The 17,440-nt window shown below is 53.0% G+C and carries 10 protein-coding genes and 4 pseudogenes; 3 read left to right on the top strand and 11 right to left on the bottom strand.

The window, feature by feature from the left end:
* Positions 1-201: 201 nt before the first annotated feature.
* The 10 genes and pseudogenes from JO226_RS00205 to JO226_RS00160 all read right to left on the bottom strand — a co-directional run bounded on the left by JO226_RS00205 (position 202) and on the right by JO226_RS00160 (position 14,671).
* Positions 202-1,662, bottom strand: a complete 1,461-nt coding sequence (locus JO226_RS00205; RefSeq protein WP_293471603.1) for an MdtP family multidrug efflux transporter outer membrane subunit — start codon at positions 1,660-1,662, stop codon at positions 202-204.
* Positions 1,656-3,713 carry a multidrug efflux transporter permease subunit MdtO gene (gene mdtO, locus JO226_RS00200; RefSeq protein ID WP_293471595.1) on the bottom strand — a complete coding sequence of 686 codons (2,058 nt, stop codon included), beginning with the start codon at positions 3,711-3,713 and terminating at the stop codon, positions 1,656-1,658. The genes JO226_RS00205 and mdtO overlap by 7 nt, the downstream gene beginning before the upstream one ends.
* Positions 3,713-4,737, bottom strand: a pseudogene (gene mdtN, locus JO226_RS00195) (multidrug transporter subunit MdtN). Before mdtN ends, mdtO begins: the two are co-directional and overlap by 1 nt.
* 18 nt (positions 4,738-4,755) lie before the next feature.
* Complete coding sequence (locus JO226_RS00190; protein WP_293471594.1) at positions 4,756-5,031, bottom strand: YtcA family lipoprotein; 276 nt, start codon at positions 5,029-5,031, stop codon at positions 4,756-4,758.
* 214 nt (positions 5,032-5,245) lie between these two features.
* Positions 5,246-7,231, bottom strand: a complete 1,986-nt coding sequence (locus JO226_RS00185) for an alkyl sulfatase dimerization domain-containing protein (RefSeq protein ID WP_293471592.1) — start codon at positions 7,229-7,231, stop codon at positions 5,246-5,248.
* A 331-nt stretch (positions 7,232-7,562) separates the two neighbouring features.
* A complete protein-coding gene (locus JO226_RS00180; RefSeq protein ID WP_293471601.1) occupies positions 7,563-8,579 on the bottom strand; it encodes a carbohydrate kinase family protein in 1,017 nt (338 codons plus the stop codon).
* Entirely contained in the window at positions 8,576-9,436 is an 861-nt protein-coding gene (locus JO226_RS00175; RefSeq protein WP_293471590.1) for a ketose 1,6-bisphosphate aldolase, read from the bottom strand. The genes JO226_RS00180 and JO226_RS00175 overlap by 4 nt, the downstream gene beginning before the upstream one ends.
* A 12-nt stretch (positions 9,437-9,448) precedes the next feature.
* Entirely contained in the window at positions 9,449-10,135 is a 687-nt protein-coding gene (locus JO226_RS00170; RefSeq protein WP_293471589.1) for a D-lyxose/D-mannose family sugar isomerase, read from the bottom strand.
* 66 nt (positions 10,136-10,201) lie between these two features.
* Positions 10,202-10,339, bottom strand: a pseudogene (locus JO226_RS00165) (transcriptional regulator); the annotation flags it as partial.
* A gap of 207 nt (positions 10,340-10,546) precedes the next feature.
* Entirely contained in the window at positions 10,547-14,671 is a 4,125-nt protein-coding gene (locus tag JO226_RS00160; RefSeq protein ID WP_293471587.1) for an autotransporter outer membrane beta-barrel domain-containing protein, read from the bottom strand.
* Positions 14,672-15,367: 696 nt separating this feature from the next.
* On the opposite strand from JO226_RS00160, the pseudogene JO226_RS00155 reads away from it, so the two are divergent.
* The 3 genes and pseudogenes from JO226_RS00155 to yjdP all read left to right on the top strand — a co-directional run bounded on the left by JO226_RS00155 (position 15,368) and on the right by yjdP (position 16,680).
* Positions 15,368-16,021, top strand: a pseudogene (locus JO226_RS00155) (IS1 family transposase).
* A gap of 14 nt (positions 16,022-16,035) precedes the next feature.
* Positions 16,036-16,296, top strand: a pseudogene (rpiB, locus tag JO226_RS00150) (bifunctional allose-6-phosphate isomerase/ribose-5-phosphate isomerase RpiB); the annotation flags it as partial.
* Positions 16,297-16,365: 69 nt separating this feature from the next.
* Positions 16,366-16,680 (top strand): DDRRRQL repeat protein YjdP, encoded by a 315-nt coding sequence (yjdP, locus tag JO226_RS00145; protein ID WP_293471585.1) that lies wholly within the window; start codon positions 16,366-16,368, stop codon positions 16,678-16,680.
* Here yjdP and phnP read toward each other — a convergent pair.
* Positions 16,677-17,435 (bottom strand): phosphonate metabolism protein PhnP, encoded by a 759-nt coding sequence (gene phnP, locus JO226_RS00140; RefSeq protein ID WP_293471583.1) that lies wholly within the window; start codon positions 17,433-17,435, stop codon positions 16,677-16,679. The two genes, yjdP and phnP, sit on opposite strands and share 4 nt — an antisense overlap.
* Positions 17,436-17,440: the final 5 nt, after the last annotated feature.

The following is a 17,440-nucleotide window of genomic DNA, read 5'->3' as shown; positions in this document are numbered from 1 at the left end:
TTCATCGGTTTCGCTCCAGTTAAACAATACGCACGAATGCGGTCACATCACTGTAATGCATCTTTTATGCCATGTTTCTGATGTGGGAATGTAGAGATATTACGGGGGATTTTGCTCAACGCGCTGACGAAAAACCGTTCGTCGTCAATTTTGACGTGTCGAAATGAGAAACCGCGTGATATACGTCACGCGGCACGGAGGTTACTTTTCCTCTGGAAGAGCCTGATAACCGCCGCCCAGCGATTTAATCAGTTGGATGTTCTGAATCACCCGCTGCGTATCCAGCATCAATAGCGACATCTCTTCCGCCAGAACAGGCACGCGGGCTTCTGTGGCTTGCAGACGGCTGCCAAGACCGCGTTTATAAGCCGCGTCTGCCGATGACTGCGCGTAGCGCATAGCGTCGACGCGATCGGCTTGCATAGCCCGCTCTTCATTCAGTGTTTGCAGGCGCGTGCCGTTAATCGCGACATCGCGAACGGCATTAAGCACGGACTGATTGTAGCGCTCAATCATCATATTGCTGGCGGCGCGGTTGTTCTCCAGGTTGGCGTTCAATCGCCCACCGTCAAATAACGGTAAATGCAGACCGGGGATGAAGTTAATCTGCTGGCTGGTGCCTTTCAGGAGATCATTAAGATGAATCGCGTCAAAGCCGAAGAACGCTTTGATATCAAAGCTGGGGTAGAACAGCGCGCGTGCCGCATCCACCTGGCTCATCGATGATTGTACGTACCAACGCATCGCCTGAAGATCGGGGCGGCGAGCGAGCAGGTCGTACGGCAGCATACCCGGAATACCGGTCTGCACCAGAGGTAGAGATACGGGCTTTATCTCCGGCATAGTCTTCGAGGTTGCGCCCATCAGCGCGCGCAGCGACTCGCGTGTCTCCTTTATGTGTCCCTGAACGGCGACAATCTGTTTTTCGACCGCCAGGAGTTGCGCGCGAGCGCCGTGGTAAGGCACTTTTGCTTCCAGCCCGTGAGCCACTTTACTTTGGTGTGCTTTTACTGCGTAATCAATGACATCGTGGGTTTGTTGCAGCAAGTCGAGCATCTGGTAGCTGGCTTGCATACTGTAGTAAATCTGCGCAACAGCGGTGGAGAGTGATAACTCCACCGTTGCGGTTTCAGCGATTGCGGCATTATGCGCGCCAATAGCGGCGGCAACGGAAGCGCGATGGACGCCCCACAGATCGAGATCCAGCCCGGCGAACAACCCCATCGTGGCTTCCGTATAGTAGGGGCCGTCCATACCCAGACGCGGTGCGTCCATGGCGTAGGGGCTCAGAAAACCGTTGGCGGAGACGCGCTGACGGTTAAGCATACCTAACGCGGCGACCTGAAGCTGCGAGCCGGCATCCAGCAAGTCGGCCTGCGATTGGGTTTTATCTTCCCGCAATTTCGCTTCAGCCAGGGTGTGTGACCCGCTGAGTGTTTGCTGAATTAATGCATCTAGTTGGGGGTCGTTAAACGGCTTCCACCATTGCGCCTGCGGCCAACCGGAGCCTGGCAGATGGATATCCTCTGCCAGCGTGATCTGTTCTGGCTTGAGCTGTTGGTGTGCGGGCGTGTCATTGCGTACCAGCGCACAGCCGGAAATCACCGTCGTGCAGCCGAGGAGGCTACAGAGGAATAAGCGTGAAAGATGACGGGTCATGATTGAGCGGCTCCTTGTGCCTGTTCCGTGGCTGGCGATAACGCTGGCGTGCTCCAGTCGGGTAGTTGGGTAATGAGCAGTCCGACGCGTTGCTCTTGTTTAACGCACTCAGGCAGACGGGAAAGTGACGCTGGCGTCTCCTCTAGCGCAATCACCGGCGCCTGGCTGGCGGCACAGGTCAGGTCTGCTGCATATTTTTCCAGCAGGCCAGCCAAATGGTTTGCCCTGTCCTGGATAACGGCCTGATCTTGCGCCTGAAGATCGTCATTTCGGGTTTCGTCCCAGGTATAGAGGATCTCGCGCCCATGGTGGAGGATGGACTGGGTACGCTGAAGCAGTAATTCACGCTCTGCCGTGACTATCTGGCGCTCCAGAGCGACGCGCTCACTGGCCTCTTCGCAGGCATTGAACGCAGCGTGTAAACCAACACGCAATTGCAGATAGGTTCTCTGGATCGTGGCTTCCTGTTGACGGGGGACGCGAAGCAGTTTTCCGAGCATCCCCATCGCGCCTGCCAGTTTCTGCGGTAATACGCGCGCTTCGCTTTCTGGCCAGATGAAGGTGTAAATCACCGCTGAAACGGCAGTACCGATCAAAATACCGGCTGCGCGATCGCGAATTTCCACCAGATCAGAGACCGGGCCAAACACATTTTCCAGGGTCGCCAGCGAAAAGGTGACAATCATTTGTGTTCCGATGTAGGAAGAGCGCTCTGAGCCGGTGGTAATCCAGGAGGCGATCAGAAATATCGGCGCCAGCATCACCAGTAGCTCAACGATATTGTCCAGCCGTGGGATAACGAAAATCGTCATCAGCAAAGCGAGGAGCGCGCCGCATAGTGCGCCGCCAAAACGTAGCGCCATTTTTTGAAACGATGAGCCGACAGTCGGGTTAGCGACGATGATGCAGGTTAACATGCAGGTGTGGATGCCTTCCCAGTCGACGCCGGTATAAAACACATAGCAAATCATGCAGGCCAGCAGCGTTTTCAGCGAATAGCGGACATAGTTGGGATTGGTAAACGCATCCGCGACCATTGACGGTGGGCGGGACGCGGGGACAGGCGGCGTATCGGGATCCATACGACCCAGATTCAGCAATGCATGACAGAGGTTTTCCAGCCCACTCGCCCGTGCGGCGGCCATTTCACGTTCGCTGGGCTGCCAGTCGCTTTGCCAGATTTCGCCTGTGGTAATTGCACGCTTTAGCGAATGGATTTCATTGGTTAATTTTATCATGAAATCATGCGTTTCTGCGGTTTTGGCAACTGCCGCGATATTGTAGCGATTAAGGCGGGTATACAGGTAACTGACGGTTGTCACGCAGGTTTGCCACCAGGCGCTTTGGTTTCGCCAACTGGCGTTATCCGCCAGACAAAAGGCGTTGAGCTTTTGCAGGGCCAGCACCTCTTTTTCAATACGCTTTTCCGGTAACGGTGTGGCCGCTACGGTCAGGTGACTTAAGGCATCATCCAACCGGGAACACAGCGTATGACGCATTTGTTGTACGGCACGGGTGGGAAACCACAGGACGCCAATTAACGTCATCAATAACGCAGGGTAGAGGCCGACGACGATACACCATAGCGTCAGCCGTACGACGACCTCAGGATAGTCGAGCATTCCGGGGAATGTTTGACCGTAAACGGCGATAATGGCAACGGCAAAAAATAATAACCCCAGACGATACGTTCGCATCATAAACATGCAGCCCAACAGAATGGGACTGGAGATAATGAGCCGCATGAGTGGATAGCTGTAAGACCATTTGTAGATTAAAAACAGGCTGCCAATTTCCAGTACCGTAGCTGCGACAAACAGGAGCGCGACAAATTTCGTGTAAAAGGCATTGGACTGGACGCCATAAAAGAGTACGGCTAGCGAGATAGCCAAAAAAGGGATCTCAAAGGTCATTGAGATCAATACCACCAACAGACAGCCTGCCCATAGCTGTAGCGTTTGAGGTACTCGTCCTGGGCGCTTTTCGCTTAATTCTTCATGGAAAAACGCCAGCAGCCTGACCAGCGGCATTGGCAATACATTGAGCACGTTCATCACCGCGGCTCTAGCGTCGCAACCGCCGAGGCACCGATGCGAAACATATCAGGATCGGGCTTGTCGACCATAATTTTTACCGGAAAACGCTGGGCAACGCGGACCCAGTTGATGGAGCGAGAAACGCGTGGCAGGCCGCCAAGTATCACACCGCCATCGTCCGGCAGTACGCCGTAACCAATAGAATCCACTTTCCCGGTAAAGGTTTTCCTGCTATCGCTCATCAGGTGAATCTTCGCGGGTGAGCCGATAGGGATATTTTTCAGGTCGGTTTCCCGGAAATTGGCGATAACGTACCAATGACGGGTATCAATCAGGGTGAAAATGGGCTTCATCGCAGACGCAAATTGACCGGTTGACGTTTTTAACGACACGACACGGCCGTCAAAAGGCGCGCGCACTGTCGCCATTTCAAGATGGAGCCTGGTCAGCACAATATCAGCCTGTACCGCAGCCCGTTGGGCCACCAGGGCATCAACCCCGCTCACCGCGCTGGCGGCGCCTGCAATAAAACGGTATTGAGGTCGGCTTCTGCTGCGCGTTGCGCTGTCCTGGCGCGGTCGACATCTTCCGCTGAGACAAAACCTTCTGCCAGCAGCGGTTCCGTCCGGCGGAAGGTATCGCTGGCCTGTTTTGCGGCGGCGCGGGCCTTTTCAACGGCTGCCTGTATGGAGTCGGCGCCGAATTGCTGCGCATTGACGCTACGCTGGGTCAGCATAATTTGTTTATCCAGAGCGACGAGGGAGGCTTCGGCCTTGGCCAGATTAGCCTCATACGTGCGGGGATCGATACGAAACAGCAGATCGCCTTGTTTTACGAATTGGTTGTCGGTCACCGCCAGTTCTACAATTCGACCGCTGACTTCCGGCACGACATCAATCGTATCGGCAGAAGCATAGGCATCATCGGTTGAGGGGGTGTTATCTACCCGCCAGATGACATAAATCAGGACGATCAGCGTTACCAGAACCAGCAGCAGAGCCGGTAATTTGTTATGTGAGGCTTTTTGGGGCGAACTTTCCATGGGCAGGTCTCAAATCAATTAAAAACATACCAACCAGAACAGCATGGCGTAGAGAGCAAAAAGGGCGGTATAAACGACCCCAACGTAAGACAGGTTTTTATAAATATGTTGAATGATTTGTCTTGTAATGAGCGTCACAATAAGGCTGGCAATAATGCAGAAAAACCAGTCGGGATAATAAGTGCTGATCACCGGGATTGACGGGGGTAACGAGCACCCGGATAAAAGCCCTACGAGAATTATTCCGCTTGTTTTTGTCAGCCGCATCACACTACGGGATAGCACTGTTTGCATGATAAAATACACCCTGTCTGGTGCGAGTAATATTTTGAGTGAATGTGAATATTCATGGAGTGTCTCAGTATGGCTATTTTTGTGGTGAAGTAAAATCTCTTTGTTCGTTGATCGCATTCATTACTTATTAGTGTGGTGTATTATTTATTTCGTTTTATTGTTTGTTGATATATAAAACTTCCGAAAGCGACGTCGCTTTCGGAAGTGAAAATAATTAATTCGGTGTGACGATATTGACCCACAGGTCGAAATTATCTAAACAAGCGATAATTTCATCCAGTTTCGCAGAATTGCCGATGATTTTGACTTTTTTCGCTTTGATGAGATTTGCCATCTTCGCCTGGCCGGTCAACACATCGTGGAGATCGGTTCGGTTCATATAAAATGAGGCATCCGCTTTCGGCTGCAGCATCTGGCGATAGTTGAGAACGCTGTTGTTCAGGGTCAGGTTCAGGTTATCGTTGTTCTCCAGATTGAAGTTCAGGCTAATGTCTTTACCTGCGGCTTTGTCGGCGTTCAGACGTATGGCCATGTAATCAAACAGCATTTCCACCGTCATACCTTTGATGGTATCCGGCGAATTTGATGATCCGTGGGACATCTTATGCACACCTTCACGCAATTCTTTCGCACCAGTCAGGTAGAAGCCGCGCCATGTGGCTGATTCTGCCTGATAACCCATCTGCTCAAACGTATTCGCCTGCAGGTTTTTTGCAGTCTGGTCGGCAGGATCGGCGGCAATCACCTGTTTTAGCAGCTCAGCCGCCCAGCGGTAGTCGCCCTGGTTGTAGGCTTCCTGGGCAAGACTGATCGTATGGGCGGAACCGCCCAGTGCTTTCACATAGCGTTTACCCATGTCAACCTGTCCGTACGGGTTCAGGTTGGCAGGGTTGCCATCAAAATAGCCGAGATAATAGTTGTAAACCGCGCGCGCGTTATGACTGACAGAACCATAATAACCGCGGCTCGCCCAGTTATTTTCCAGTACTGGCGGCAGCTTAACCATGTTGCCGATTTCATTCATCGTGTAGCCCTGGTTCGCCAGGTTCAGCGTTTGATCGTGAATGTACTTAATCGTGTCACGATATTTGCCGATATAGTCATTGATGTGCTGGTTACCCCAGACAGGCCATGTGTGCGGCATAAACAGCACTTCCGCCTGGCCTCCCCACATATCCAACGTTTCGTTTAGATATGTCGTCCACTTGCTGACGTCGCGGGTCTTGGCGCCACGCAGGGTGTAGAAATTATGCAGCGTATGCGTAGCGTTCTCTGCGGTGCAGAGGGCTTTCAGTGCCGGAATATAGAAGTGCATTTCGGCGGGCGCTTCGCTGCCTGGCGCCATCAGGAAATCAAATTCCAGACCGGCGATGATATGTTTTTCACCGGTTTTGGTGATGGAGAGGGTCGGCGCGATAATGGTCGGGCCACCTGCTGAAATGGTCACGCCCAGACCATTGCCAATATCCCCTTGGGCATTGTGCGGCAACAATAAGCCATAAGAATAGAACACGCGGCGATTCATAATGTTGCCCGCCAGGACGTTTTCACTGATCGCCTCTTCCATAAACCCTGCCGGAGCGATAATTTGCACTTTACCGGACTTAACGTCTTCTTCGGAGACGATGCCTTTGACGCCGCCATAGTGATCGGTATGGCTATGGGTATAAATCACCGCAACGATAGGTTTTTTGGGTCTGTGCTGGAAATAAAGGTCGAGCGCGGCCCTGGCTGCCGGTGCGGTTACGAGGGGGTCGATAACAATAATCCCGGTATCACCCTCAATAAAGGTGATATTGGAAATATCCTGACTGCGTACCTGGTACATGCGGTCGGTCACTTTAAACAGACCTGAAATTCCGTTTAGCTGTGACTGACGCCAGAAGCTCGGGTTTACCGTATCGGGTGCGGGTGCATTGAGATCGAATTTATAATCCTCAGCGCGGTATATGATGTTGCCTTGCGCGTTTTTCAATTCACCATGGTTCAATAATGGCGCGATAAAACCTCGCTGGGCATCGTCAAAATCCTGGCGATCGTTAAAGGGAAGTGATTTTAAATATTGCTGATTAATGTTCTGTGTGTATTGCGTTGCTGGCTGAGGGAGTTCGTTGGCAAAGCTTGTATTAATCCATAATCCCGTAACAGCAGTCATCGATATAAAGGCCGTGCTAAAGCGGAATAACCGACAGTTATTCATATGGTTCTCCATTTTATCATTTGTGTCGTAAATTTATTAAGGCAAAAACAGCCGTTAGCCAACGCCGGGTAACATCATAAAGATAAAAAACGCTTTTTCAGAAATATAAGTGTGAGTCGGGTGGCTTTTTCTTTTAGGTATTTGTGCGATGGCGTTTGTTGAATAGGCCAGAATGATGATTCAAATAAATAGTGTGACAACGCTTATACTTTTACCCGCCAGCTAAGCGCGTACCTTTTACGTCTTTCGGTAATTATCCACACAGTATGCATGCCTTTGATGTCCTGACCTGCCAGACCGGACTATCGATGTGCTGAACATGCGCCTGAGGCTATGGCGTAAGCGGATGCTCGTCGATAAACGCCAGCAGCTCGTCGAGGGTTTTGGCGCCGTCAATGGCGTTGGCGCACAGCAGGCTCGCGCGGGCGCAGGCATGGGCCAACTGCAGGCTTTCGGCGAGCGGCCACTGCTCATGACAGCCGTATAAGAACCCGGCGCAAAACGCATCCCCGGCGCCGACGCTGCCGACGATCTCCTCCTGCGTCAGCTGCCAGGAGGGCACCCACATCCCGTCGTCATCGGGCGATTGCCCCCACGCGCCTTCCGGACAGTGGATCACCGCCCGTTGTTTCACCCCCGCCTGTAGCAGCAGCGCCGCCGCGCGGGCAATATTGTCGATATCCGGTTCGCCGCTGACGGTGCGGATCTCAAGCCCGCTGAACTCCCCGGCCTCCAGTTCGTTGATCACCAGATAATCCAGATACCGTAGCGCGGGCAGCACCAGCGGCTGATAGCGCGGATCGCCTTTGCGTGACACCAGATCCAGCGAGGTTTCGTAGCCCAGATCCTGCATCTGCGCCAGCAGGCGCGCTGCGCGGGTGCCATAGGCATCATCGGCAAGATCGAGGGTGTCGAGCAACAGCAGATAGCCCAGATGGAAGATCTTCATCGTCGGATCCAGTCGATCGAAGGCGGGAAGATCCAGCAGCCGGTTCGCCCCCGGCGAATGGAAGAAGGTGCGCTGCCCGCTGGGGTCGGTCATCACCTGCGACATGGACGTTGGCGCAAAGGTGGTGCGCTGTACGTGCTGGCGATTGACGTGGTACTGGTCGAGCATGGCGTTGATGTAGTCGCCGTCGGCGTCTTCGCCAATCAGCCCGACCGCCTGCAGCGGCAGGTGACAGTGCATTTTCGCCAGCGTCAGCAGTACGTTAAGCGGTGCGCCGCCGGTCGCGCGCTCGCTGTGCGTGATCTCCGCAAGCCAGCCGCGCTCGGGCCACTGTACGATTTTATGCACATGATCGACCAGCATGTTGCCCGCCGCGATAACCCCTTTGCGTTCCATTATGCTTTCCCCGCGCTGCCAAAGATCTGCATTTGTTCGGCGACGGTATCGGTAATCGCCGTTTCTATACCGAGCAGCAGTTCTGCCAGCTCGTCGTAGATAGACTTACGGTGCGCCATCCGTTGTCCAATGGCGGTGAGGGCGGCCTGAGACATCCCGGTATAGAAATTGATTTTGCGAATGCCAAGCGCAATGGCGCGCCGAAAATCGGCGTTGCTGATCCCTGAACCGCCATGCAGTACCAGCGGTAGACCGGTCTGCTGGCGGATCAGGTCAAGACGGGAAAAGTCGAGCTTCGGCTCGCCTTTGTATTTCCCGTGCGCGTTGCCGATGGCGACCGCCAGCGCATCGATACCGGTCCGGTCGACAAAATCGCGGGCCAGCCCCGGGTCGGTGAAATGGCTTTTGTCGACGTGGCCGTAGAGCTCGCCGCCCTCATTGCCGCCCACCGCGCCCAGTTCGGCCTCCACCGACACGCCAACGGCGTGGCACATTCTCACCACTTCCCGCGTCTGGCGGATATTTTCGTCGTAATCCAGCGTTGAGCCGTCAAACATCACCGAACTAAAACCAAGGCGTATGGCGCGGACCACTGCCTCAAAATGCAGGCCGTGGTCGAGGTTGAGCACCACCGGAATGTCGTGTCTGGCCGCTTCAAACAGGATGAGCTCTGTCAGCGATTCCAGCGGCAGGTATTTGAAATGGACTTCGGCGATGTTGATGATAAACGGCGAGCGCTCCTGCTCCGCAGCGGCGTACAGCGCGCGCAGAAAGTGGGAGTCGAGGACATTAAAGGCGCCGAGCGCGTAATGATGCTCCCGGGCGTGCCGTAGTCCTGCGGCCAATGATATCAAGGGCATCATCATCTCCTTTTAGCCGAGTAATCGACGGTATTCATTGCACAACACCAACTGTGCGGGCTCGTCTTCCTCTATTTGAGTGTAGCGGTCAATGGGATTCAGGAAATGATTATCGTGATCGTCGTCGTTGATGGAGGAGACTTCGCCGACCAGCACGTCGCCGAAGCCGCGCTCTCCCCAAAAGCTGTGGTACAGCCCCGGCGGCAGGCAGATGCTCTCCCCAGGCGACAGGCGCAGTTGGCTGCCTGCCGCGTGGGTCTGACGGCAGCCGTCAAGGGTGACCATCACGTCGGTGTTCTCCGTTTTTCCACTGGCATCCGCATTCCACAGTTCGACGATCAGGTTGCCGCCGCCGCGGTTAATGATGTCCTCGCGCTTGCGCCAGTGAAAATGCAGCGGTGTTATCTGGCCGTCGCGCACGTGCATGATTTTCTCGGCATAGCACTTCTCGTACGGCATCCCCTTCGGCGAGCCGTTGCGCAGCGTAAACAGCGTCAGCCCGAAGGTGGGGAAACTGTTGCCGCCGAACGCGGTGACGTCCCAGCCGAGCTTCAGGGCAAAAACTTCCTGCCAGTCGTCGGGGTCGAGCTTGCGCCATCGGGTCGGGGGGAAGCTGGCAAACGGCGGCAGGTGTACATCTTGCTGCGAGAAAAACTGCCGGGTATGGCCGAGGATGTCGTTAATTTCGGAGCGTTTCATCGGGACTCCTTGAGATTTGCGCGCGCATTTCCCCCAAAAGGGGAAGAGGGAAGGCTGAGAGGGCACTTATTTGACCGTCCAGCCCTTATCGCTGCCGACGTTGCTTTTATCAGTCAGCGTCACCGGGATCAGCACTGGCGTTTTCGGCGCTGGCTTCCCTTGCTGAATGTTATAGCCAATCTCCACCGCTTTCGCCGCCATCACTTCTCGTCGGCGGCGTTGAGAAATATCATATCGACATTTGCGGTGATAAAATTATCAATTTGAGAAACCTGTCGGCCCGGATCGTAGTCGCTGTTGCCGGATGTGACATTAATGCGACAGAGCCCCATTGCTGACGTAAAGCGGAGATCATCCTTCCCATTATGCGAGTACAGAGCCTTTAGCATTCAGGCTCTGTACTCGCCTTTGTCAGAAGGCGTATTTCACCCCGACCATGGCAGAGGTGTCGTTATATCCCTTATCTCCGATCTGCACGCCCACATTACCCCACAGGTTCAGTCGGGAAGTGAGTTGTCCCTCAACCCCGGTTTTGATTTCCCCGATGTTGCTGGCACCGCTTTGATGAACACTTACACCGTCCATCCGGGTTCCAAAGTCCTGAGTGTTGTGGATCCAGTTCACCTCAACAAATGGCTGGAACGTCCGGCCAGTGGCAGCATCGTGTTTACTGTGACCTTTCAGATAGGTACGAATGCCCAGGCGTGTCTGAAGATTACCTTCACCTTCTGCGCTAACCCGTGTGCCATTGTGTTCCTGATGGCCATCAGCGTTAACCCCCATCCAGACAACCTGTGCCTGAGGCTGGATAAACCATTCATTAAGCGACCCCTGGCTCCCGGTGAACTCACCCAGTTTGTGGGTATATCCCATCTCCAGGGAGGCGGTAAGACCGCTGGATTTGTAGCTTTCACGCGGAGTGTCCTGACCTTTCACCTCATTGTTAAACCAGCCGTACTGTGCCCAGCTGTCCAGGTACAGGCCCTGGCGGGTCTCATCGTTCTGGTACCAGGTGGCATAGACGCCCGCGCTGTATCCGCTGACGGTGCCTTCCGCGTGATAGCCAGAAACGCCAGAGTGCGTATTGCTGCTGTTATTTCCGTAGCCAGCCATTACGCCGAGATGAAGACGCTGTAAGCCATCAGTGCTCCATTGCGCGATATCGCCCCCCAGTTGGGTGACATAGCGATTGCTTTGGGTACTGAGCTGCCCGGTACTGTCTTTCCAGGCGTTATGACCGCCGGACTGACGCAGCCACAGACTGGTGACTTTCTTTTCCCCGGTCAGGGCGTCAGTGTACTGTGTTTCGCCCAGGCGATCGTGCAGGCGGAGGATGAACATGGTATTGGCAGCCGCCTGGTTGGCGATGTAGCTGCCCGCTTCAGGACGGATCACTGGTGCAGGATCTGCTGCCGGGGCAATATACTGGCTGGTCAGATACCAGTCAGGGCCTTTCTGCATCAGGCTGTAGTCGTAGGCCCCGGCAACAATGCGGCCGGATTTGGTGAAGGTACCGTCAGACTGGCCGGTGACCTCGACGACACGGATACCTTCGACCGTTTGTGCGCCATGCCCCCCCGCATTGTTTACCTTCACAAACGTATTTCCGCGGGTGTCGCCATTCACCACGATTTTATCCGTCACAGAGGTATCATCTCCGAGCACGGTGTTCAGCACGACGGTACCGCCCTGGCCATTCCAGTTACCGGTAGTCAGGGTATGTCCGTCTGTCATCGGTGAGGCGGAGGGGGCGACGAAGTTGATGGTACCGGCAAGGTTAACGTCGTTGACCAGAGAGTCTCCGGTCATGTTCCAACGGCTGGCGGTATCGATACTGACGCTGGTCGGGTCAACCGTACCGGTCAGGCTCGCGCCGTTCTGCAGCGACAGCGTCGTGTTGTCTGCCCCGATGATATTACTGACCAATTGTGCGCCGCCAGCAGCTCCATCCAGCGCCAGTCCGCCTGCATCAATACGGGTATCTCCTGTCCAGGCTGTTTTGCCGGAGAGCGTAAGGGTTCCGTTTCCTGATTTGGTCAGACCGCCACCCGGCGTACCACCGTCAGTGATGTCGCCAGCGTAGGTGGTGTTGTCTGTAGAGGAGGTGTTTACAGCGGTCAGTGTTGCCCCGTTTAGCACGACGGTCCCCCCCGTTCCGCTGAGGTTGTTTACCAGTTGGTGATTACCGTTGAGGTCGAATACCCCGCCATTAATGGTCAGTGCACTGCTGTCAGCAATACTGTCAGCCACGTCGGTACGCAGGATACCGGCATTGAGGGTGGTGCTGCCGGTATAGGTGTTGACAGCAGATAGCACCAGAAGGCCGTTACCGGCTTTGGTCAGGCTTTTGCCATCCCAGCCAGTATCGAAACCACCAGTGGGGGCGGTCTGGTCAGCCAGGACGGTATCAACATCAAATGCGGTGCCGTCATTAAGGGTAAAACCCCCGGTACTTTTATCCTGGAGTCCTTCATTCCAGGCCAGCCGGAAGCCGAGATTGTAGTCCTTACCGTCGGTTGAGATATGCCCGTCGTAGAGGAGATAATCCAGTTGGGACGCCAGGTTGTTTGAGAAATCACCCGTGATGCCGTTAAGGGTATGGATGACTGTATAGGTATTGCTTGCCACGTCGCTTGATTTTACGGGAGTTGGTCCTCCGACGAATCCATTAACGGTAAGCACCCCATCCAGACTGGCTGTATCAGCCGTGACATCATTGCCACTGTCAAGTGTGACGTTGAGAGTTGATCCGGATTCCTGCGTAAATGCACCACCCACAATGAGGGTAGCACCGGCCAGCCCGATATCGGTAGTTGCCCCTGTTTGCGTTCGGTAGTCAGCTGTGGTGGTAAATGGACCCGACTGTTCAAATCTCAGCGTACCGCCGTTCACATCCACGCTGCCCACAGTGTTGCCCGAACCACTAAGGATCTGCGTCAGAGAACCAGTTTTGATAAGCTGGCCGATATTCGTGAAAGCACCAGCGAAATTCGCATCATCAATCATACTTCCATTGCTGGCGGTATTGTTGACGCCAATAGACAGAGCGCCATCAGCGGTCATGGAACTGACTGTGGATGATGCCTCCCCCTCCAGAGAACCAATACTTGCAGTATTATCCCCCCGGCTTAGCGTGAGGGTACTGCTGTCATCCAGTTTTACCCTTGACCCTGTAGTGTCGGTTGTACCGTTTAGTACTAGGTTACTGCCAGCTCCTGAAGCCCACAATCCGGTACCCCCTGAGTCACTGCTACCTTCGAGATGTATTTCTCCACCGTTTTCTGCCTTAACTCCCCAGGTGTCCGGACCAATAGTCTGGTTAATGTTAAGCTGCTGGTTGTTTAAGTAAATTTCACTGCCTGCATCACTGGCATCAAGTAAGGCGGAACCGGCACCATCAACGGTAATTGAAGGAAGGACATTTCCTGCAGAACCATCAAACGTTTTGCCTGCACCACTTGTAACCTGGAAACCATGGGATGCAAGACCTGATGTACTGATTACAGTGTCGTTAAGATTAATCTGGCTGTCAGTATCACTAAGCGTAATGCCCGTAGCATTGTCCCCAGAACTCATAATCTCTAGTTTATTAAAAGTTTCGGTGGCACCACTAACAATGAAGATACCATGATTTTCAGTACCAGCAGTATTGATATTTACAGTACCAGTACTGGATACTATCGTATTAGCATCACTTGCATACATACCGAGATTGTAATCTCCAGTGACATTAGTAATGGCTACATCCTGCAGGTTAATACTGCTTCCATCTGATGCTATTATGCCGTAATCACTACCACCAGTTTGGTTTATAATGGTAGTTCCACTGATGGTTATCATTCCTGATCGTTCTGTAGAGATACCAATTGCATTATCTCCACTATTAGTGATATTCAAGTCGTTTAGATAGCTTGTACCTCCTGATATTTGTATTCCTGCATATCCTGCAGTATGGATATCTGTAGTGCCAGAATTGTCAAATTCCCCATCCTTTACAACGATTGCAACAGTACCATCACTGGTGGTCGTTACATCAAGGCCATTCATATTTACCACGGCACCATTTTCTACTGAAACACCATACAAAGTGCTACCGTTAGCATAAACGGTGGAAAAACCAGAACTTGTTATTGCGGTACCATTCCCCGTAGCATAGACACCCATACTGTTAGTTGTTCCGTCAACTGTGACATTCAGGTCATTCAGATTTATCGATCCTCCGCCACTGCCGTAGACACCATAAACCTGATTTCCACTAACATTAATGGTTGAAGCCCCAGAAACACTAACATCACCATTATTATTGGCAGCTAGACCAAAATTCCGGTCACCTGTAGTCGTGATGTCTGCATCAACTAGATTTATATTTCCCGCATCAGAATATACACCGTAGGCTTGATTACCATTGGTATGTATTATTACCTTATCCGTAGATGTGATACTCCCGCCATTAGAAAACATCCCAATTGCATTCTGGCCACTGGTTGTAATGTCGACATCCTTCAGATTAATTGTCCCTCCCACTATAGCGTCCATACCACAACTTCCTGAACCGATGGTGTTCATTGTCAGAGAATAATTACTGGTTATCGTATTCCCTGAACTTGCTAATAGTGCATGGGCCGAATTTGTCGTTGTCATGACTGTACTGGGGTCAGTAAAATTAAAATTACCCGATACAGTGGAGAAATAATTCGTTGCCAATGATGACGAACTGTAGGTACATGCACTGGCGAAGATAAAAATCGCCAGCCTATTATTTCTGGAGGGTTTCTGCTTTCCTTTTGAAGATACAATTACCCATCCCTGTGAAATTGAGTTCCATATAATACGATATGCTATGTTCATTTTTTTTCACCAGCCACTGCTCTTTTCTATGTACATAAATCCAATAGAATATATAATAAATACACGGAGGAATGGTTGAGTTTTTTTAATATGAAAGCGCCAAGTGTTATGTGTCAGTACTCAGTCGCTTTAGTAAAAAATTTATTAATAAATGAAATAGCTGACAAAATAAACACATACATATCTTGCAAAAATGCCTGCCACATCCTTAAGCTTAAGCAAGTCTAATAATGTTAGTATTGCTGAACCTTTCTATCCCATTGGAGAGCATGAAAAACGGCTCTGTCGCATTAACGGCTGCGGGTCGGGTGAAGTTGCGCTGCTCATACTTCAGGCGGCCAACAGATAAAATTGGGTAATGCCTCTAATTAGTTGAATTAATGTATAATAGCCGCTTTGAGATTCCCTCATGGCCAGAACCCTAAAGGCCATGACAGATTTCGCTGCCGTGACTGCCGCCGCGTGTTTCAGCTCACTTACGCTTATGAAGCCCGTAAACCGGGCGTTAAAGAGCAGATAACTGAAATGGCTTTCAACGGCTCTGGCGTTCGTGATACCGCCAGGACATTGAAAATCGGCATTAACACTGTCATCCGGACTTTAAAAAACTCGCGCCGAAGCGAATAACGTCTTCGCCCGTCGCCCATGCTGATATGGCGCTTACCTGTGAACTTGATGAGCAATGGAGCTTCGTTGGCAGTAAAGCCCGACAGCACTGGCTCTGGTATGCGTACAACACCAAAACAGGCGGTGTACTGGCCTACACTTTTGGTCCCCGAACCGATGAAACCTGCCGGGAGCTACTGGCACTGCTCACGCCATTCACCATCGGCATGATCACCAGCGACGACTGGGGCAGCTATGCCAGAGAAGTCCCGAAGGACAGGCATCTTATTCACCCAACGTATTGAGCGTAATAACCTGACGCTCCGAACCTGCATTAAGCGGCTGGCTCGTAAAGCGATCTGTTTCTCGCGTTCAGTTGAGGTCCACGAAAAAGTCATCGGAGCATTTATCGAGAAATATATGTTCTACTAATTGGATGCATAACCCTGATTTGCGGCACTGGCGTCGGGATATCCATTACGGCAAACAAGTTTCCAGGTATACGTGCCGTTGTGTGTAGTGAACCCTATTCGGCGCAGCTTTCGCGTCAGCATAACGATACTAACGTGTTGGCATTCGGCTCGCGGGTGGTCGGTGTTGAACTGGCAAAAATGATTGTCGACGCCTGGCTGAATGCGGTGTTTGAAGGGGGGCGACATCAGGAGCGGATAGAGGCCATTGCGGCGGTTGAACAGCGGCGAATTTGAGATTCCTCCGCTACCTCTTTGTGCGGTCGTTGATTACCGTAAAGTCAGCTCACCTGCGGGACTGGTTTTATGAAACGTTACACTACTGCTCTGTTCGTTGGCCTGCTGTCGCTGACAAGCCACATGGCGCACGCCGATATTATTGATGATGCGATCGGCAACATTCAGCAGGCTATTAATGATGCCTATAAGCCGAGCAGCGATAGCGTCTATCACGATGATCCTCAGTCGCAGAACGACGCCCGCAGCAGACAGTACGATAACCGCTATCGCCAACTGGAAGACCGGCGCCGCCAGTTGGACGATCGCCAGCGTCAGCTCGATCAGGAACGCCGCCAGCTCGATGACCAGGAGCAGCAGCTTGAGGATGAGTACAACCGTTAATCCAGCACAATCTCCATTCCGTCATACCCCGCCTCAAACCCGGCTGGCAGCGGGTTATCCATCATCCACACGTCGAACTGATGGCTGATATGGGTCAGTATCACCCGGGGGCTACGGATCGTTTCGTTGATGGCAATGACGGTGTTCAGGTCGCAATGGTTCTTCGGCGTTTCGGCGCGAGGAGCATGGCTGCAGTCGATGATCATCGCCTGCGGGTGATTGTTGAGTAAGAACTTCAGCGTCTTGTCCGGTAGCCCGGCGGTGTCGGAAAGCCACGCGACGCGGCTGTGGGCCGACTCCAGCAGATAGCCAAAGGTGAGTTTTGAATGGTTCAGCGGCAGCGGCGTCACCTGCAGCCCTTGCAGCTCGAACACCACAAAGGGCTCGACGGTATGGCTAAAATCGAGCAGGCCGGGATGTTTGAAGAGATCGTCGCAGCCCTGTTCGTCGGGCGGGCCGTAGACTGCGATGCGCTTGCCCACGCCCCAGCGCAGGGGGAATAACCCCTGCACGTGATCCATATGGTAATGCGTCAGTAAAAACTGCTGAAAGCTCCCCGCAGGCCAGCGTTCCATCAGGTCCGGCAGCCCGGCATCCAGCAGCGTGACCGCGTCGTTGTAGCGGATTTCGGCGCTGCACGGGCGGCGGCGAAACTGCGCCTGCGCCCGCGCGCGGCGGCAGGCGGCGCAGTCGCAGCCAAATACCGGCACCAGCTGCGCGCCGCCGGTGCCCGTTAAGCGGATGGTCAGGCTCATACCCC

Source organism: Pluralibacter sp. (genome assembly GCF_019237635.1).
Taxonomy (GTDB): domain Bacteria; phylum Pseudomonadota; class Gammaproteobacteria; order Enterobacterales; family Enterobacteriaceae; genus Enterobacter_B.
The sequence above is the reverse complement of the archived record's forward strand: the minus strand, read 5'-3'. Positions and strand labels throughout refer to the sequence as shown.